Here is an 18,441-nt window from a genome sequence, read left to right as displayed (position 1 = left end):
GGAGAATAATTGAAAAATTACTTAATAGATCTTTTCAAAAAGACAGAAGCAAAACTATCTTACCTAAAAGAAGTTGAAATTGTCTTCACAGTTCCAAGCCAGAAAGATCATGGCGATTATGCTACAAACGCCGCTATGATTTTAGCAAAGAAATTGAAACTGAAACCGCAAGAGATTGCGAAAGAAATTATCAGTTCTCTCGATTTTGATAAAAACGTAATTGAAAAAGTTGAAATTGCCGGACCAGGATTTATTAACTTTTATTTTACTCCGCTATTTAATACTCTGATTGTTAAAGAAATATTCCAGCATAAAGAAAATTTTGGAAAGTCAAAAAAATATGCCGGCAAGAAAGCAATGGTAGAGTTCGTCTCGGCGAATCCAACCGGTCCGCTGACCGTTGGGCATGGTCGAAACGCGGTTGTCGGTGATACGGTAGCGAATATGCTTGAATGGATCGGTTATTCTGTTGACCGTGAATATTATTTCAACAACGCCGGTAGACAAATGCGTGTTCTAGGTGATTCCGTTCGCTTACGCTATCTGGAATTACTCGGACAGAAAATTGAGTTCCCCGACGATTACTACCAGGGCGAGTACATTAAAGAAATTGCTGCAGAACTCAAAAATGAAAACGGTGAAAAATTTCTTGAAGAAAGCGCTGAAGGAGTTTTTAAACAAGCAGCGGAGAAAGAAATATTCGGTGATATCATAAAAACACTTGAGCGGATTCAAATCCGTATGAAAAATTTTTACAACGAGCATGTTTTATATGAAGAAGGAAAGATCGATTCTCTCTTAGCAGAGTTTAAAAAGAAAGATCTTTCTTATGAAAATGATGGCGCCGTTTGGTTAAAGTTATCCGAACTCGGCAACGAGAATGATAAAGTAATTGTGAAATCTACCGGTGAACCTACATACCGTCTGCCGGATATTGCGTACCACATTACAAAATACGAACGCGGTTACGATCTAATGATCGACCTCTTCGGTTCTGATCATAATGCTACATATCCGGATGTGCTTGCCGGTTTGCGCGCCTTGGGTTATGATACGGACAAAGTGAAAGTGCTGATCCATCAGTTTGTAACGATTATGGAAAAAGGTGAAGTAGTTAAGATGTCCACACGCAAGGCTAATTACATTACACTGGACGAGTTGATTGATCAAGTGGGAAGCGACGTGGTCCGTTATTTCTTTAATATGAGAAGCATCACCAGCCATTTAAATTTTGATCTTGATCTGGCAAAAAAACAATCCGATGAAAATCCGGTGTTCTATCTTCAGTATGCGCATGCAAGAATTTCTTCTATACTAAGGATGACTGTTGACGAGGGATTAAATCCTTCTCTGGATAATTTGAATTTGCTCTCAACCAAAGAAGAACAAAATCTTCTAAAGAAACTTTTCGAATTTCCGGAAGATGTTCTTTACAGCGCGGAGAATTATGAGACTCATAGAATTACAATTTATCTTGAAGAACTTGCGGCACTGTTCCATAGATTTTATACCGAATGTAGGATAATTGGAAGTGAAAAGAATTTAGCCGAAGCTCGGATTGCTCTTTGTGTAGCTGTTAAGACAGTTCTCGGAAACGGATTATCAATTCTTGGTGTGAACGCACCGAATAAGATGTAATAAGACGAGTCAAAAGCCATTAGCAATTAGCTTTTTACGGTTCTTGCTTCCCACCTTTAACTTGATAATTGCGAATAATATGCACGCAGAAAAAAATATTTTCGCATATCGGTAAATAGTACATTTCAAAATTTCTCAATTATCATAATTAGCCTTCTAATTGAAATCAGAAGAACAGAAAAAAGATGGCACTTAATTTGGATAAATATTCTTCGATAATAGAGTAGATATTAACGGAGATAATATGAACGGCTGGCTAATTTTAGGAATTCTACTTCTTTTTATTTTACTAACCTCTTACAAGGTTGGTGAGTTATTTAAGGAATTCAAATCGAATAACTAAAAGTATTTAACAGTTGGAAAACTTGGCAGTCTAGCTATAGAGATTCTGAAGTTTAAGCATATCTGTTGGAAATATTAATCTGCAATTGCAACCGAGGTTGCATACACATTAGCAGCACCGCTCTCTAATAGGGTATTCCCACATTCAGCAATTGTGGCACCTGTGGTGATAACATCATCCAATAGCAAAATATTTTTTTGCTTCACAATATTTCTATTTTTCATTGTGAACGCGTTATAAATATTCTCTTTTCTTTCTGGCAATGTTAAATTGGTCTGAGTTTCAGTAAACCGGTTTCGTTTAATAAGTTTATTCTCAACCGATATCTTCAGGACTGATCTCATTCCCTTCGCTAGGAACTCAGATTGATTGTATCCGCGTTCCGCCTTTTTCAAATGATGAAGAGGAACCGGAACAATAAAATCAATATTCCATTCAGAAAATTTGTTTTTCAACTCGTTAGCTAAAAGTTTACCTAAAAATATTCCAATTCTAAATTTGCCGTCGTATTTTAATCCGTGTATTATATGCTGAAGTTCTTTATCTTTTTCAAAAATAAAAAGGGAAGTGAATCCGCTGATAATTTTAGCCGAATTGAATTTTCTTTCAAATTCGCAATTCAGTCTTTCCTGATCCGCATGTTTAATTTTGGAAAAACAAGACTCGCAAACAATCTCTTCATTTAGAGAGAGTTTTGTTTTACAAGAAGAACAAAACCGCGGAAGGAAAAAATCAATAACCTCAGTTAGAAAATCCATCTAACTTCTCTATTATGAAATTCCTTTATCCGATAAGAACTGTCCGCATTTACGATCGTTAATATCAATGTGATTGAAGAACCAGCGCCTTATTCCCAGAAGACTATTCGAATCAAGTGCCGTTTGTTCTTTGCCAAATTTTTCTATTGTCTCAAGCATTTGATTATAAAAACGGTCGTGCTCGAGTTTGTGGGAAAAGTAACCGGGGAATTGATTTTCCTTCATCAGTCTTTCTTCATTTTCAAAATGACTTTCAAGAACTTCAAGAAGTCTGTTTAATTCAGCAAGTGTTATTTTTTTATCGGTTTTTAAAATTGATTCGTGAATTGAATTTACAATCCCCGCGATAATTTCGTGTTCGCAGTCAATCGAACGGATGTAAACTTTATACTCTGCCCTGAAATCAATAAAGCTCATTTTATTTTCCTGAAATTGAAAATTCTATATCAAATCATTCCAGCTCTCTTTCTGGTAAACCACTCGGTCGCAAATAATAAAATAATGAAAAATAAAACCCATTTGTTTGACCAAAGCTGATACTCATCCTTGCTTATTTTTTCTTTTGAAGAATTCTGATTCAATCTCGCCAGCAGCTTCATCAACCCTGAATGATTATCCAAAGAATAATAATTACCCCCGCTTAAATTTGCAAGTGATTTTAAAAAATCAGTCCTCATGCGTGTATCTAATTTTTCAATTTGCACTTCCCCTACACTGAATCTCCCGGCCGCACTCTTCAATTTCATTCCGTTAAATTCCCCAGTTCCTTCAAAGCTATAATCCCCCGACTCAACAGGCAAGAAACCGGAGGAGTAAAGACCGTTTCCGTTCGGCGAAAAAGTTAAATCACGTGTCCCGGAACTTGAGGAGACTTTCAAAGTGATATTTGCTGTATCTATTGGAGTAAAAGTTTGATCGTACATCTCGGCAGTAAAAGTAACTTCTTCTGATGTTGCATAAAATTTTTTATCAGTGGTAATGTTAAATTGTTTTTGTAAAGATGAAGCACTTAGCCATTTCACAATGTCATTTATAAAATTATCGAAGAATTCAGGATTCTTTTCGGCTGTCTGGAGCTGCCACTTCCAAATATCTCCAGCCAAAATTGAAAACGCTCTTTGCTTTCCTAAGCTTCTCGAAATAATTAACGGATTACCAATTGGAATATTTTTCACTTGGGATTTCACCAGTACCTTGCTTCCGGGTTTACTTGTAAGCTCAGTCGCAAATTGTGAAACCGGTGGCAGGTTGTCCCAAATATTTCTTTGATTATTACCAGTTGAGAAATAGGAAGAAAAAGATTCCGTGTTCAAATCAGGCTGCACTTGTAAAAACTCACTTACCGGTTTGGAAAATGAAAAGGGGAGAGCATTCTCAAATTCTCCCAACTTCGAAAGAACCACATTACCGGAGAGCAGAAAGAAAAAGGGTTTGTTCTGAGTCATCACTGATGCAATTTTATCGATCAATGCTTGTGATGAATTAGAGGTTGGAAAATCAACTATGAAGAGAAGATCGGCGCTATCGATGACTGCCGGTTTAACATCATTCCAGAATTTATTCTGTGAGATCTGTATTAGTTTTTTCAGCTGAATGTTCTTATCAACAGAAATTGATTTAGCAATAGCGGAAACATCGGTAGAAGGAGCGCCCGCGATCAGACAAATCTTTAATTTTGTATCCAGAACATTAATGAAAAATGTTCTGCTGTTATTGGCGGCAGAAGCTTCTCCTTCCAATGGAGATACTACAACACGCAATTTCTTCTCACCTCCGCTTGCCGGTTTATAGTTAAAGGAAATTTTATCTATTCCGGTTTCGCTCAGTGTAATATTTTTTGATTCAATAAAGGTCTTCTCTTCAAATAAAGAAATTTGTGTTTGTTTATTTTCGTACCCATTATTTTTAATAGCGATATCTATCTGCGTTATCTTTCCCGCATAAATAAATTGGTTGTGAAGAACATTGTAAATCTCCACATCCTTTTTTTGCGCGGAATCACCAACGCCGATTGTGAATATCGGTATCTGTAATTTTTCAGCCTGATATGTGGGGTCAATTCCGTCTGTAATAATACCGTCGCTTAAGATGACAACTGAATTTATTTGAGCATTATTTTTTTTTATATGATCAATAACATTTGAAAAATTTGTGAGCGGCTCACCGAATTTTATTTTCTTTAGTTGACCGGCATCGATGGAATCAATCTTTTTACCAAAAGTAAAAAACCTTGCATTTATTTCACCGGAAACTTTCAATTCATCTATAAAGGAAACTGTCTGGTTTAACTTATTCAAACTGTCTTTTGCCGCAATAGAATTTGAGTTATCGATATAAACGTAAGTCATTGATTCAATCCTTTCTCTCTGAATAAATGAGAGAGCAGGTTCGAAGATTAGAAACAGAATCAAACCAAAAATTAAAGAGCGAAGAATGATCAGAAATGTTCTTAGACGAAATGTAACTTTTGGAATTGTATACTTGTAAATAAAAAGCGAAAAAGCGGCAAGCAGAATGAAGAAAAGTAAAATCCACAATATGCTGCCGGAGGTTAGAATGCTGAAACTATTGAACCAATTCATTTACAGTTCAAAATTTATGTTTGGACATTTTCTCAAGGTGCCATTCTTTCATTGTATCGTAAGTTTCGTAATCGGTTAAATCGAAATGGATCGGAGTAACGGAAACATAATTTTGTTTCACGGCAAATTGATCGGTCTCCAATGAACTATCGGCTTGAATCAAATTTCCGGTAAGCCAGTAATATCCTTTTCCGTAAGGGTCCTTTCTTTCTTCGTAGATATCGTCCCATTTCGATTTACCCTGCTTTGTTAGAAGGACTCCCGCAATCTCTTCTTCGGGCAAATCCGGAACGTTCACATTTAATAGTGTACCGGTTTTTAATTTATGTTTAACAACAAGATTTGTTAGATCTGCGGTAAACTTGGCAGCATATTCATAATGTTGGGGATCATGACTTGTAACCGAAACGGCAATGGCAGGAATATCCATGATCGCTGCTTCACGAGCTGCGGAGACCGTACCGGAATAAATTATATTGATTGCAGTGTTTGAACCGCAATTGATTCCAGAAATAACAATGTCCGGCGGCGTCTTCATAATATTTCTGATGCCAATCTTAATGCAATCAGCAGGTGTGCCGTCAATAGCATAACCAAAGAAGTCGCCGTTTTTGGAATACTCTGTAATTCTAAGTGGGAATTTCATAGTTATTGCGTGACCAACTGCGCTTTGCTCGGTTCGTGGTGCAATTACAATTACATCACCAATTTTTTTAAGTTCTTTTGCAAGGGCTGCTATACCGTGTGAATCAATTCCGTCGTCATTTGAGATAAGTATTTTCAATATAGTCCTATTGATTGAATTAATATTATGTGATCATTTAATTGCAAATATACTTAAATGGGGAGAAGCATTGAAATCATTTTTGTTATTTGGTTGGTAAAGAAAAACAGAAATCTTTTAACAAAAAAGTTTAATTTTATCCGCCTAAAAAAATATATATCACAATGCGATTCATAAAAACTATTTTCATTTTTCTCATTTGCACGGTCAGAATATTTTCCCAGACTGATTCGACTGCATCCAATTCAATCGAAATAATTGTGATTGATTCGTACATAACTCCGGAGACTCCTAACAAATTTGTGTTGTCTTTCTTTACGAGTGATAGTTGTACATCCAAGCTGACAATAAATCATACAAATACAATGGATGTTTCTAAGACCTTATCCGAAAATCATAAAATAGAACTGGAACTCGGCAAACTGAAAATTGGTTCAAGAGAAATTAATTATCAAATAAATGTCTTTGACCGGAACGGGAAAGAAACAAGTTCGGATCAGTTAATTGTAAGATTACCAGAAGGATTAGTAATCACAAGAGAGCAAAACCCTGGACTTTTTAGTATTTGTCTAGGTGGAATTGTCTTTGCAATTCCTTCGCCTACTTATGTTAATGCTAAGGATGGAAATTATTGGTCATTGAGCAAAGAAATTCCATTAATAAATTTCTATTCAATAGGATATAATTATCCATCGGGTTATCTCAGTTTAGAATACTCGCATTTACCTAAAGCAGAGCGAAAGAATTTTCTTAGATTTGGCTACAAACAAATCATCCAAATACCATTGATTAAGTATGTATCGCCCGGGCTTAGTGCGTTCACGGATTTCAAAGGATATAGCGGAGTGGGTGCTGAAATTTCATTTGGACTTTTTCAGATTCAAAATGTGTTCACATTTTATACTCGTTATAGATACAATTTTCAGTTAATAGAAGGTGGCCGAGATTTCCACGAAATTTCCGCTGGATTGTATTCTAATTTCTTTACACTCAATTTATAATTCACTTTGAAAAAATCAGAAGAAAAATTTATTGATCTCGGTAAACGGGGTAGACTTAATAAAAACAATAAGATTAATGATCTCACAGGAAAAGAATGGCTTAAGTTTACCAAGAGCTGGTTTGTATTACGCCCTCCAAGAAGAAAAGAAGATGAATTACTTCATCCGGCAAAGTTTCCGGAAACTCTAGTTGAAGAGTTTGTTCTTTTCTTTACAAAGAAAAATGGGTGGGTGCTCGATCCATTCAGCGGAACAAGCAGCACATTAATTGCTGCTGCACAAATAGGTAGAAATGCAGTCGGTATAGAATTGAATAAGAAATATTTTGCTTCATCAGTAAAGAGAATAAAAAAAAGAAAATTGGAGAAACTAGCTCATCCTATTCTTGGCAGTTCGCTTGATCTAATAAATTTGATGAAGAAAAATAATCTTGGAAGAAAAGAATTCGATTACACATTCACGTCTCCTCCTTATTGGAATCAGTTAGAACGGAATTCGATTCGACAAAAAGAGAGAAAACTGAAGGGATTTGATACAAAGTATTCAGATACTGTTAATGATCTCGGTAATATTAATTCGTATGAAGAATTTCTTGAACTGCAGGCGCAAGTCTTCGATCAGGTGTATGATGTTACAAAACCGGGCGGATACTTAACTGTTGTTACAAACAATGTATATTACAATGGAAAATTATTCCCATTAGCATATGATACAGCAATTTCATTAACTAAGCGTAATGATAAAAGCTGGGTACTAAAAGACGAAAAAGTTTGGCTTCAAGACGATAAAAAATTAATTGCACTCGGTGTTAACAGCGCTTGGGTTGGCAATAGACATCATCAGTATTGTTTGATTTTTAGAAAAGAGCCGAAATGAAAGAAGTTGTTTTATCTGTAAGTGAAATAACGGGACTTATAAAACAAACGCTAGAAGAAAATTTTTCCGACATAAGTGTAATTGGAGAAATTTCAAACTTTAAAGCGCATGTTTCCGGACATTGGTATTTCACACTCAAAGACTCGAGTGCGCAGATAAGCTGTACAATGTGGCGTGGTGTAAACAATTCTGTTTTTTTTACGCCGCAAGATGGAATGAAAGTTATTCTCGGCGGAAAGATTACTGTATATCCGCCGCGCGGGAATTATCAGATCGATGTCCGTTCCATGAAACCGGCTGGAGTCGGTGAACTCCAAGCAGCGTTCGAAAAATTAAAACAGAAACTCTCTGAGGAAGGATTGTTCGATGCCCAGTTCAAGAAAGTGATTCCAAAGTTTCCTAAGAAGATTGGGATTGTAACTGCTATTGATGGTGCGGCATTTCAAGATATGAAAAGTATTGCGGCACGCAGGTACCCGCTTGTGGAATTAATTATTGTACCAAGCAAAGTTCAAGGTGATGGAGCTGCTGCTGATATTGCAAAGAATATAAAATTATTAAATCAGCAGAAAGATATTGATCTTATCATTGTTGGTCGCGGTGGCGGATCGCTCGAAGATTTGTGGGCTTTCAATGAAGAAATTGTTGCCCGTGCTATTTTTGATTCGCGGATTCCGGTTATAAGTGCGGTGGGACATGAAATTGATTTTACTATTTCAGATTTTGTTGCGGATTTACGGGCTGCCACACCGTCTGCTGCAATGGAACTTGCAACGCCGGACAAGGACGAACTTTTTGCCTTTATTAACGAGTTTTCCTATTATTTCCCGGAGAAAATGCTGGAAATAATTTCTAATTACAGAGGAGAAATTAATCAATCAGTTTCTTCTTATGGTTTCCGTCTTCCGCAAGATTTAATAAGCAATAAGTGGCAGCAATTGGATAATCTTATTTACAGATTCCAAAATAATTATGAAAGTAAACTCACAGTTGTAAAAAATCGTTTACAACTGTTGGGTAGTAAAATTGAATCCCACAACATTGAAAATATTCTAAAAAAAGGATTTGCGATTGTAAAGCAGGACAAAAATTTTGTAACGCGTAAAAAAAATCTACTACTTGAAAAATCTTTCGAAATAAAATTCTTTGATGGAGAAGTGAATTTAAAATGAGCAAGAAAAAAGAGAACAATTTTGAAGAATCACTTAACCGGCTTCAGGAAATATCGGAAGCTCTCGAGAGCGGTGAAGTCGGTTTGGAAGAATCAATAAAATTATATGAAGAAGGAATCGGTTTGGCTAAACTCTGTTACTCGACTTTAAAAGATGCAGAGCTAAAAGTAACCGAATTAAAAAAACAACTCGAAGAGAATATCAAACAGTCATAGCAAGGAAATAACTTAGAATGGTTGATGAATCAAAATATAAAGTTTTATTTAGAGTAAACTCACCGGCAGATATTAGATCTTTCTCTATGGACGAATTAAAAACCCTCTGTATAGAAATTCGTGAATATATGGTTGATGTTATTTCGCAGATTGGCGGGCACTTCGGCGGTGGTCTTGGAACTGTTGAACTCACCGTAGCGCTTCATAAAGTCTTTAATACTCCAAAAGATTTGATTGTTTGGGATACCGGTCATCAAGCATATCCTCACAAAATATTGACCGGTAGAAGAGACCAATTAAAATCGATCAGGCGTTTAAACGGAATTAGCGGCTTTCTAAAAAGAACTGAGAGTGAGTATGACGCATTCGGTGCCGGACATGCTTCAACCTCAATTTCGGCGGCACTTGGAATGGCTGTTGCACGCGATTTACAAAATACCGACAAAAAAGTAATTGCTGTGATTGGTGACGGCGCAATGACCGGCGGTATGGCATACGAAGCGATGAACAATTCCGGTCTAATAAAAAGTAATATGATTGTTGTTCTGAATGATAATAACATGTCAATTGCATCGAACGTTTGGCAAATATCAAATTACTTTAGCGAAATGATTTCTCATCCCGAGTATAATAAATTCAAAGGAGCAATCTGGGATTTAACAGGTAAGCTCGACAACTTTGGAGATGGAATAAGAAGAGTTACCGCACGGCTCGGATCCGGTATCAAATCAATGATAACTCCCGGTATGTTGTTTGAAGCTCTCGGTTTCAGATATTTTGGACCTGTAAATGGTCATAGTCTAGATCAACTCATCAAGATTTTTGAACAAGTTAAAAATTATAACGGACCGATACTTGTCCATGTTACAAGTGAAAAGGGGAAGGGGTATAAACCGGCAGAAAATCATGTACAAAGATTACATGCCGCAACACCATTTGACAAAGTTACTGGCGAAGCAATTAAAAAATCCGGAGGAGCGCCGGCATATACAACAATATTTGGTAACGCTCTTGTCGAAATCGCTAGGCAAAATTCTCAAGTAGTTGCGATAACTGCCGCAATGCCGGATGGAACCGGTTTGGATATTTTGCAGAAAGAATTGCCGGAAAGATATTTTGATGTTGGTATTGCAGAAGAACACGCGGTTACATTTGCTGCAGGGTTAGCCACTCAAGGAATAATTCCGGTTGTTGCAATTTATTCTACATTCCTTCAGCGCGCTTTTGATCAGATAATTCATGACGTAGCACTTCAGAAATTACATGTTGTTTTTGTTTTAGATCGTGCCGGACTTGTTGGTGCGGATGGTCCTACGCATCACGGATCATTCGATTTAACTTATTTGCGTTTAATTCCTAATATGGTAATAATGGCGCCTAAGGATGAATCTGAATTACGAAACATGCTCTTCACAGCAATAAATTATAAGGGCGGTCCAGTTGCAATAAGGTATCCACGCGGTTCAGCTCTTGGTGTTCCGCTTCAAAACGGATTTACTGAAATCCCTATCGGTAAAGCTGAAAAAATTGCGAAAGGGGATAATGTCGTTCTTCTTGCTGTTGGTAATATGGTGGAGTATGCAAAGAAAGCCGCGGAAAAATTATTCGCAGATGGAATTCAAGCCGAAATAATAAACATGAGATTTGTCAAACCGCTTGATACTGAAATTCTTGATGAATGTGCAGAACGATTCACAAAAATTGTTACTCTCGAAGAAAGTACATTAATCGGCGGCTTTGGATCCGGTTTATTGGAATATTTTGCGGAAAAAAATTATAAGAATGAAATTCTTAGAATTGGATTGCCGGATCATTTTGTAGATCACGGAACACAGGAAGAGTTACACCGGATAATCGGAATTGACCCGGCGGGAATTTCCGAAAAAATTAAACTGTTTTTAAGAAAAAACATTGGTGAGGGAATTGTAGCCTGATGGAGAAAACAAAAATTGCAGTTATTGGTCTTGGCGGAATTGCACAACTTGTGCATTTACCGGTTTTGACTAAGCTTGGCAACGTTGAGATTAGTGCGATTGCTGATATTAATAAAAATCGGTTAAAAACAGTTGGCGAAAAATTCGGAATTACAAAGCAATATCATGATTATAATGAGATACTAGTCAATGAGAATGTAGATGCCGTAATTATTGCAACTCCCACAAATACACATTCGGAAATTGCAGTCGAATGTTTAAAAGCTAAAAAACATGTTCTGATTGAAAAACCGATTGCCTTAAATCTAGCCGAAGCGAAGGAAATAAACGAGGCGGCGAAGAAATATAAAAAACAAGTTATGATTGGTATGAACTTACGCTACCGTCCTGATGCAATGCTTATGAAGAGCTTAGTAAGCAGCGGTGAACTTGGAGAAATATTTTATATACGCTGCGGGTGGCTTCGTAAACAGAGCAGCGATCAAAAATGGTTCTTGAATAAAAACCAATCCGGCGGCGGTGTAATCATCGATCTTGGTATTCTTATTCTTGATCTTGCTTGTTGGATAATGAATGATAAAAAAATGAAAAGTGTTACAGTTCAAAAATTTAATCACAATACAAAGGATGTAGAAGACTCGGCGGTTGGAATGGTACGGTTTGATAATGATCAAATAATTAGTTTTGAAGTTAGCTGGGGACTGCATTCCGAGTGGGATAAATTTCATCTTGCCGCTTTCGGTACAGAGGGAACTGCCCATCTTAATCCTTTGCGTGCTTACAAACGTCTTGGAACGAACCTAATTGATTATACTTTGGCTAATACTGCTAATACAACAAATCTGTTTAAGAAATCGTATGAAAATGAGTTAAAACATTTTGTCGGTATGGTGAGAGAAAATAATCCGGTGACCTCATCCGGTGATGACGCGGTTACTCTTATGAAGTTATTGGAGGCGATGTATAAATCAGCAAAGTTGAAAAAAGAAGTCACCTTATAAAAACATATGAAAGCAAAAATTCTTTTAGTAGATGATGAAAAAGATATTGTTGAATTTCTGCAGTATAGTCTTTTTCAAAATGGGTTCAAAGTAATAGCTGCTTACAATGGAGAAGAGGCATTAGAAAAAATATCGCAGAACCCGGATCTTGTTATTCTTGATGTAATGATGCCGAAGATGAACGGTTATGAAGTTTGTGAGCGGATAAGAAAAATGAACGAATACAAACACATTCCAATAATCTTTCTTACCGCAAAAGGGTCGGAAACAGATGAAGTTTACGGACTCAATATCGGTGCAAATGATTTTATTCAGAAACCGATCTCTCCCAAAAAACTTATTGCACGGGTAAACTCAAATCTTCGCAATAAAGAAACAACTCAAATGGAATCAGGTCAACCCAAAGAGATTGTTACCGGTCCTTTGGTTATTAATAAAGAAAAATATTCTGTTCTGCTTGACGGCAAGCAAATTATACTTCCTAAAAAAGAATTTGAGATATTAACTTATTTAGCTTCAAATCCAGGTAAAGTTTTTCTTAGAGATAAATTATTGAATGACATCTGGGGTAAAGAAGTTTTCGTTGTCGAAAGAACTATTGATGTTCACGTTCGCAAAATTAGAGAAAAGCTTGGTCCACACGCTGATCTAATAGAAACTATCAAAGGTGTTGGTTACCGGTTCAAAGATGATGAATGATTTTAAACGAAATTTGGTTTACGCACGAGTATTCATTCCAATAATAATTTCTATAACCGCAATTCTATTAATAGCCGAATCTTTCATCTTTAATTTCAACTCATCCCAGTTGGTGACGGCTCTAATTCTGATTCTCTTAATTGATCTTGCTGCCCTGTATCTCTTTGGCAGAAGAAGAAGATCTGATATAGATATAATGAAAGGAGTGATTAATCGAATAAGGACGAATTCTTTTCAGTCTGCCGATGAGATAAAAATGGGAAATGATTTAAATGAACTTGAAGAAGAGATCAAATCAATGTTCATGAAAACAAAAAGTGATATTGCTCATCTTAAAAAACTTGAACAATTCCGGACTGAATTTCTTGGTAATGTATCGCACGAACTACGTACACCGATTTTTGCAATACAAGGCTATATCGAAACTCTTCTTGACGGTGCTCTAGATGATGAAAAAGTGAACAGAACTTTTTTGCAAAAAGCGAATAACCATACACTCAACCTGAATAATCTTTTAAATGATCTAATTGATATCTCGATGATAGAATCCGGACAGATGCCGATGAGTTTCAGATATTTTAACATACACGATTTTTTAGAACAGATCATTAATGAAATGAAACCTTACGCTGACAAGAAAAATATTGAGCTGAATTTTGTCTCTTCAAATCAATTACTCCAACTTTTTGGGGACAGGCAGCGGCTTAAACAAGTTATTACGAATCTGACAATGAACGCTATTAAATATACAAACGCAGGTTTTGTAGAAATTGGTGTAATAGATGAGAGGAATTACGGTAAGATTTATGTGCGTGATACCGGAATTGGAATTTCTGAAAAAGATCTTGCTAGAATTTTTGAAAGATTTTACCGTGTTGATAAAGACCGGTCGCGTGAAATTGGCGGGACTGGATTGGGATTGGCAATTGTCAAACATCTTGTTGAAGCGCACGGATCAAAAATAAAAGTAACAAGTGAATTGAATAAGGGAAGTGAATTTTCATTCCTCTTGAAGAAATAGAATTGATTTTTTGCATAAATAGGCTTTAATCGAACCTTTCCGATCAAAATTTATGAATGAATTTTAATTGATCATTTTATTGACAAGGATAGGGGCTTTCTATTATATTTACGGCTCAAAAATCGAGTATTTGGAGGAATGATGTTTGCAGTGGTTGATATCGCTGGACAACAATTTAAGGTGCTGGAAAATAATAAGTATTATGTTCCGCGCTTAAAAGCTGAGCCGAATGCTGAAATCACGTTTGATTCTGTACTAGTTTTAGGCGATGATAAAGCTACAAAAATTGGAACACCAACAATTAAAGGCGCTACAGTTCAAGCTAAAGTTTTAGAGCATCTTAAAGATGAAAAAGTAATTGTGTTCAAAAAGAAAAGAAGAATTTCTTATAAACGTAAGAACGGACACAGACAATTATTAACAAGAATTGAAGTTACTAAGATTTCTTAGTAACGGAGGATTTAATAATGGCACATAAAAAAGGTCAAGGTTCATCCAGAAACGGTCGCGATAGTAATCCGCAATATCTCGGAGTTAAAGCTTTCGGCGGCGAGAAAGTTACTGCGGGTTCAATACTTGTCCGTCAAAAAGGAACAAATTTTCATCCCGGTAAAAATGTTATGAAAGCCGGAGATCATTCTTTGTTTTCAACTATTAACGGAGTTGTAAAATTTGAGAAGAAAAAGAATGACAGAAAATTCATCAGCGTTTACGAAGCTACGGAAGCTGCTGCATAAATAATTTTTCAGCTTTAAAAAGAAAAATCCCGCCAAGGCGGGATTTTTTGTTTATACAAATTATACTCAAAATTAAAATCCAAGTCTCGACATATCTTCAACCAAACCTTTTACTGCCGTAACAGAATTATCCAGAGCGGCTTTTTCTTCTGCATCAAGAGCAAATTCAATTACGCGTGTAACACCTTTCTCTCCAAGCGCAGCCGGAACACCAACGTAGTAACCTTTAATTCCAAATTCCCCGTTTAAGAATGCACAAGTAGGGAGAATTCTATTTTCGTCAAACAAAATTGATTCTGCCATGGCGATTGCAGATGCGGCCGGTGAATAAAATGCCGAACCGGTTTTCAATAATTTTACAACTTCTCCGCCTGCCATTTTGGTTCTGTTCACCATCGCATCCATAACTTCTTTTGCTCTGGCTTTATCGTTGTATTTTCTTTCGAGCAACTCCATAACCGGAATTCCGTTTACGTTTGAATATCGAACGATTGGAACCATTGTATCGCCATGTCCGCCAAGAACTAAAGCGTTAACATCTTTTACGGAAACACCAAGTTCCCAAGCAATGAATGTAGCGAAGCGGCTTGAATCAAGTACGCCGGCTTGACCGATAACTCTTTCTGTAGGGAATCCGGTAATTTTCTGGAACAGTGTTACCATTGCGTCAAGTGGATTTGAAATAACAATCACAATTGAATTAGGAGCGTATTTTTTTACATTCTCCGCAACCGTCTGCATGATCTTCGCGTTTGTGACAAGCAGATCGTCGCGGCTCATACCGGGTTTACGCGGTAATCCAGCCGTTATGATTACTAAATCAGCGTCCTTAATATCTTCATAAGAATTAGTGCCTTTGATATTAACGTCAAACATATCAACACGTGAGGCTTCAGCGATATCAAGAGTTTTGCCTTGAGGTAAATCTTCTACTATATCATATAATACAACATCGCCAAGTCGTTTCTGTGCAATAAGCTGAACAAGAACACCACCGATCTGTCCGCCGCCGATTAAAGCGATTTTTTTTCTAGCCATTATTCCTCCAATTAAATTAATTAAAAGTTTCTCACACAAAATATATGGGATTGAACGCATATTTCATAAATCAAATTGTACTTAATTCTTATGAGGGAATTGTTAACATGATCATTAGGATAATTTTGGGATATCATTCAAACATTACAGTAAGAGAGAAAGAAATCTTAGAAGAAAAGATGTCTCACTTCGTTCGACATGACAAGATCTATATTTGAGGAAGTTCTATTATAAACTAATTTCTAAGATGGTTTCGGTGCCTGTAGGTGTAAAGTTGTAACGGAGATTGTCAAGAAATGAGCGCATTATATGAATTCCTCTGCCGCTGTCTTTCAAAATATTCTCCGGAAGAGTTGGATCGGGAACTGTTTTAATATTGAAACCTTTTCCCTCATCTTTTATAGTGACTATCATACTTTTATCATTTACGAGGACGGTAATTTTAACTTTTTTGTTTTTATCTAGTTTATTCCCATGAACGATACTGTTGGAAGCAGCTTCTGCGAAGGAAAGAGCCAGACTATTTAATTTATCATCGCTAAGATGCGATCTTACTGCTAACCCCATTATGAATTCTTCAAGCTGCGGTAAAAGATCCGGATCGCTTGGAACTTCTTTTACGTAAACATTATCCGGCAAGTTTTCTCCGTTATTAATCATTCAAGTGAGCCGAAAAATATAACTACTTCGGCATTCGTGCAAGAGTAATTAGTGGCTCCGTGATATTTCTCAAAATCTATAACTAGCTTTTAAACTAAAATTTGCCATCTCTCTTTTTACATTATCTTCGGATTTGATAAACTCATACCAACCATAAAATTTCATATTTATTCTTTCGTCCACGGTATAACTTATCTCGGTGATTGGACCGATGCTCGAATAATCGGAAGCCAGTATCTTATCGATACCGTTACTTATATTAAATGTAGAAAGCGAGAAGTAACGAACGCCTATGCCAAAACTAAACGAATGAAATTCGTAAAATATTTTTGGTTCAGCATATTGCTCATTTATATACCGGAGAGGTTTATTGGAAAAATCCGTCCACTTAAAATCTCCCTGCTCTGATAACTTGGTGTAAGCGGAAATGAACAAACGCACAGTGCCGCTTAATTTGTAATTTGAAGAATCGCGAAAAACAAATTGTCTGAATGAATAGCTCCTAAAGTTTGGATTCAATTCTTCGTAATCAAATACTGTGTAGTTGGCAGAAACTTCCGCCGAGTTTGACGAAGTGAAATTTCCGGTACTAAACATTCCGCCTGAAGAAAATTTTAGTATTCTTTGCATATTATTGTTTGAACTTCGTTCCGCAAAAATGTAGACAATCTTATTTAAGCTTCCCTCCAAGTTGATAAATATCTTGAAGAATGGATTGAATTCTTTTTCATACATAACCCTTCCGATAGAAAGTAATTCGTCTCGGTCATCAAAATTCTCATCACTTGGCGTATCGTATTTTAATTTGCGGTGGAAGATGCTGAAAGTTATACGGTCGCTCCCAGAGAGGTTGAACTTGCTCAATATCGAAATGTTCGCAAGTTGAGATGTGTTATTCTTTTGTTCTTCCAGGTTTTCACGTTCTGTAAAAATAATATTGTTGATTGCTTCGGAGCGGTTTGGCAGATGCTTCTCGTTTTTTTCGGAATATGAAAACCGGAAGGATAAATTGAAATCCTTGGAGAGATAATCTGCTGCAGAAGAAAAGTCCATTCTGAATTCTTCTATACGAGTGTCATAATTTGTATTGGCAATGTTGGAGAGAGATATATATCGTGTATCCCTATTGATATCCCTCCATGCTACACGTCCCTGCATGTCTAATGAAAGCGGCGAGTTGGGCTGGGCAAATTTAAGCCTCTCCTGAAGAAAATAATTCGATTCATTTCTGCTTTGAATGTTGTTGGTAATATTAAATTCGGCTGCGGTTAAAGGATCAGCAATAAAATAAAAATCCTTTCGTTGTTCCGAAAAATAAGCTGAAATTGTATTGTTAAAATTTTCTTCAAATATACTGCTGATATCAAAGTTCATTAAACGGAGAGTATTTTTTCGCGGTGAGATATCTTCATTCTGGAATTTCATTAGAGAAGATAAATCGAAATCGCCAAAATTAATTTTATCTAAACTGGCTTCGGCACCGTAATTATAACCATTATCTTTCACACCGATTTGGTTGTTTTGTGTAAATCCTCCGAACGGGGTTATCTCAATATTTTTTATGGGAATGAATTTTGTGAATAAAGAAGTAGTAAAGAGAGAAGCTTTGTTAATTGCAATCTGCCTGTCGTCGGCATAAAAATTATTATTGAACAGAAGACCAAATTTTAGATAATCTGTAATACCATATTGACCAAGAGCCCAAAGAAATTGTTCATCTTTTACATTTACAGTTGATGAACTTGTCACGGTAGAATTGAAATTTTCTTTAATTCCGAAAAATATTTTATCCGTATTGAGAAAGTATTTTAAAAATGTATTCAGATTATATGTATTTAGCTGCTTGTCGAAATTATTCAACAACTGACGATCGTTAAAACTTTGTGTGGAAAAATTAAGACTGTCTCTGCCTAATTGAGCTGAAATATTACTCGTTAAAAATAAAATCAGAAGAAATATTTGAACGGTTTTTTTCAAATAAG

General features: G+C 36.2%; 18 protein-coding genes. 11 read left to right on the top strand and 7 right to left on the bottom strand.

Annotated elements, in window-relative coordinates; translation table 11 throughout:
* Positions 1 to 9: 9 nt before the first annotated feature.
* The gene (gene argS, locus NTX65_17025) at positions 10 to 1,638 is read left to right on the top strand and encodes an arginine--tRNA ligase (protein ID MCX6171040.1); all 1,629 of its coding nucleotides are present in this window, start codon (positions 10 to 12) and stop codon (positions 1,636 to 1,638) included.
* 417 nt (positions 1,639 to 2,055) lie between these two features.
* Here argS and NTX65_17020 read toward each other — a convergent pair whose 3' ends face one another.
* From NTX65_17020 to surE, 4 genes are read right to left on the bottom strand one after another with little or no spacing between them, the layout of a single operon-like run.
* On the bottom strand, positions 2,056 to 2,739 hold the full coding sequence (locus NTX65_17020; protein ID MCX6171039.1) for a ComF family protein: 684 nt from the start codon (positions 2,737 to 2,739) through the stop codon (positions 2,056 to 2,058).
* A 12-nt stretch (positions 2,740 to 2,751) separates the two neighbouring features.
* Positions 2,752 to 3,156 (bottom strand): bacteriohemerythrin, encoded by a 405-nt coding sequence (locus NTX65_17015; GenBank protein ID MCX6171038.1) that lies wholly within the window; start codon positions 3,154 to 3,156, stop codon positions 2,752 to 2,754.
* A 29-nt stretch (positions 3,157 to 3,185) separates the two neighbouring features.
* On the bottom strand, positions 3,186 to 5,321 hold the full coding sequence (locus NTX65_17010) for a hypothetical protein (GenBank protein ID MCX6171037.1): 2,136 nt from the start codon (positions 5,319 to 5,321) through the stop codon (positions 3,186 to 3,188).
* Between the two features lie 7 nt (positions 5,322 to 5,328).
* Positions 5,329 to 6,105 (bottom strand): 5'/3'-nucleotidase SurE, encoded by a 777-nt coding sequence (gene surE, locus NTX65_17005; protein MCX6171036.1) that lies wholly within the window; start codon positions 6,103 to 6,105, stop codon positions 5,329 to 5,331.
* 260 nt (positions 6,106 to 6,365) lie between these two features.
* Here surE and NTX65_17000 point away from each other — a divergent pair, with 260 nt between their 5' ends.
* The 10 genes from NTX65_17000 to rpmA all read left to right on the top strand — a co-directional run bounded on the left by NTX65_17000 (position 6,366) and on the right by rpmA (position 14,761).
* The gene (locus NTX65_17000; protein ID MCX6171035.1) at positions 6,366 to 7,106 is read left to right on the top strand and encodes a hypothetical protein; all 741 of its coding nucleotides are present in this window, start codon (positions 6,366 to 6,368) and stop codon (positions 7,104 to 7,106) included.
* 6 nt (positions 7,107 to 7,112) lie between these two features.
* A complete protein-coding gene (locus NTX65_16995) occupies positions 7,113 to 7,982 on the top strand; it encodes a DNA methyltransferase (protein ID MCX6171034.1) in 870 nt (289 codons plus the stop codon).
* Positions 7,979 to 9,154, top strand: coding sequence for an exodeoxyribonuclease VII large subunit (gene xseA, locus NTX65_16990; protein ID MCX6171033.1), 1,176 nt, complete (start codon positions 7,979 to 7,981; stop codon positions 9,152 to 9,154). The genes NTX65_16995 and xseA overlap by 4 nt, the downstream gene beginning before the upstream one ends.
* Positions 9,151 to 9,369, top strand: a complete 219-nt coding sequence (gene xseB / locus NTX65_16985; protein MCX6171032.1) for an exodeoxyribonuclease VII small subunit — start codon at positions 9,151 to 9,153, stop codon at positions 9,367 to 9,369. The genes xseA and xseB overlap by 4 nt, the downstream gene beginning before the upstream one ends.
* A 17-nt stretch (positions 9,370 to 9,386) precedes the next feature.
* Complete coding sequence (dxs, locus tag NTX65_16980) at positions 9,387 to 11,303, top strand: 1-deoxy-D-xylulose-5-phosphate synthase (protein ID MCX6171031.1); 1,917 nt, start codon at positions 9,387 to 9,389, stop codon at positions 11,301 to 11,303.
* On the top strand, positions 11,303 to 12,304 hold the full coding sequence (locus NTX65_16975) for a Gfo/Idh/MocA family oxidoreductase (GenBank protein ID MCX6171030.1): 1,002 nt from the start codon (positions 11,303 to 11,305) through the stop codon (positions 12,302 to 12,304). The genes dxs and NTX65_16975 overlap by 1 nt, the downstream gene beginning before the upstream one ends.
* 6 nt (positions 12,305 to 12,310) lie before the next feature.
* Positions 12,311 to 13,003 (top strand): response regulator transcription factor, encoded by a 693-nt coding sequence (locus NTX65_16970; protein MCX6171029.1) that lies wholly within the window; start codon positions 12,311 to 12,313, stop codon positions 13,001 to 13,003.
* Positions 12,993 to 14,024, top strand: coding sequence for an ATP-binding protein (locus NTX65_16965; GenBank protein ID MCX6171028.1), 1,032 nt, complete (start codon positions 12,993 to 12,995; stop codon positions 14,022 to 14,024). The genes NTX65_16970 and NTX65_16965 overlap by 11 nt, the downstream gene beginning before the upstream one ends.
* Positions 14,025 to 14,165: 141 nt before the next feature.
* A complete protein-coding gene (rplU, locus tag NTX65_16960; protein ID MCX6171027.1) occupies positions 14,166 to 14,474 on the top strand; it encodes a 50S ribosomal protein L21 in 309 nt (102 codons plus the stop codon).
* A gap of 17 nt (positions 14,475 to 14,491) precedes the next feature.
* Positions 14,492 to 14,761, top strand: coding sequence for a 50S ribosomal protein L27 (gene rpmA / locus NTX65_16955; GenBank protein ID MCX6171026.1), 270 nt, complete (start codon positions 14,492 to 14,494; stop codon positions 14,759 to 14,761).
* 72 nt (positions 14,762 to 14,833) lie between these two features.
* Here rpmA and mdh read toward each other — a convergent pair whose 3' ends face one another.
* From mdh to NTX65_16940, 3 genes are all read right to left on the bottom strand, one after another.
* The gene (mdh, locus tag NTX65_16950; GenBank protein ID MCX6171025.1) at positions 14,834 to 15,799 is read right to left on the bottom strand and encodes a malate dehydrogenase; all 966 of its coding nucleotides are present in this window, start codon (positions 15,797 to 15,799) and stop codon (positions 14,834 to 14,836) included.
* Positions 15,800 to 16,027: 228 nt separating this feature from the next.
* Positions 16,028 to 16,459: an ATP-binding protein gene (locus tag NTX65_16945; GenBank protein MCX6171024.1), complete on the bottom strand. Its 432-nt coding sequence runs from the start codon at positions 16,457 to 16,459 to the stop codon at positions 16,028 to 16,030.
* A gap of 69 nt (positions 16,460 to 16,528) precedes the next feature.
* Positions 16,529 to 18,436, bottom strand: coding sequence for a hypothetical protein (locus NTX65_16940; protein ID MCX6171023.1), 1,908 nt, complete (start codon positions 18,434 to 18,436; stop codon positions 16,529 to 16,531).
* Between the last annotated feature and the right edge of the window lie 5 nt (positions 18,437 to 18,441).

It is taken from the genome of Ignavibacteriales bacterium (assembly GCA_026390795.1).
Lineage (GTDB): Bacteria > Bacteroidota > Ignavibacteria > Ignavibacteriales > Melioribacteraceae > Fen-1258.
Note: the sequence above shows the minus strand (reverse complement) of the source record. Positions and strands in the feature narration are given on the sequence as shown.

Excerpts from the sequence above, each read along its gene's own strand:
- NTX65_17020 (MCX6171039.1), bottom strand. The coding sequence starts at position 2,739 with ATGGATTTTCTAACTGAGGTTATTGATTTTTTCCTTCCGCGGTTTTGT.
- NTX65_17015 (MCX6171038.1), bottom strand. The coding sequence starts at position 3,156 with ATGAGCTTTATTGATTTCAGGGCAGAGTATAAAGTTTACATCCGTTCG.
- NTX65_17010 (MCX6171037.1), bottom strand. The coding sequence starts at position 5,321 with ATGAATTGGTTCAATAGTTTCAGCATTCTAACCTCCGGCAGCATATTG.
- xseA (MCX6171033.1), top strand. The coding sequence starts at position 7,979 with ATGAAAGAAGTTGTTTTATCTGTAAGTGAAATAACGGGACTTATAAAA.
- xseB (MCX6171032.1), top strand. The coding sequence starts at position 9,151 with ATGAGCAAGAAAAAAGAGAACAATTTTGAAGAATCACTTAACCGGCTT.
- dxs (MCX6171031.1), top strand. The coding sequence starts at position 9,387 with ATGGTTGATGAATCAAAATATAAAGTTTTATTTAGAGTAAACTCACCG.
- NTX65_16975 (MCX6171030.1), top strand. The coding sequence starts at position 11,303 with ATGGAGAAAACAAAAATTGCAGTTATTGGTCTTGGCGGAATTGCACAA.
- NTX65_16970 (MCX6171029.1), top strand. The coding sequence starts at position 12,311 with ATGAAAGCAAAAATTCTTTTAGTAGATGATGAAAAAGATATTGTTGAA.
- NTX65_16965 (MCX6171028.1), top strand. The coding sequence starts at position 12,993 with ATGATGAATGATTTTAAACGAAATTTGGTTTACGCACGAGTATTCATT.
- rplU (MCX6171027.1), top strand. The coding sequence starts at position 14,166 with ATGTTTGCAGTGGTTGATATCGCTGGACAACAATTTAAGGTGCTGGAA.
- rpmA (MCX6171026.1), top strand. The coding sequence starts at position 14,492 with ATGGCACATAAAAAAGGTCAAGGTTCATCCAGAAACGGTCGCGATAGT.
- mdh (MCX6171025.1), bottom strand. The coding sequence starts at position 15,799 with ATGGCTAGAAAAAAAATCGCTTTAATCGGCGGCGGACAGATCGGTGGT.
- NTX65_16945 (MCX6171024.1), bottom strand. The coding sequence starts at position 16,459 with ATGATTAATAACGGAGAAAACTTGCCGGATAATGTTTACGTAAAAGAA.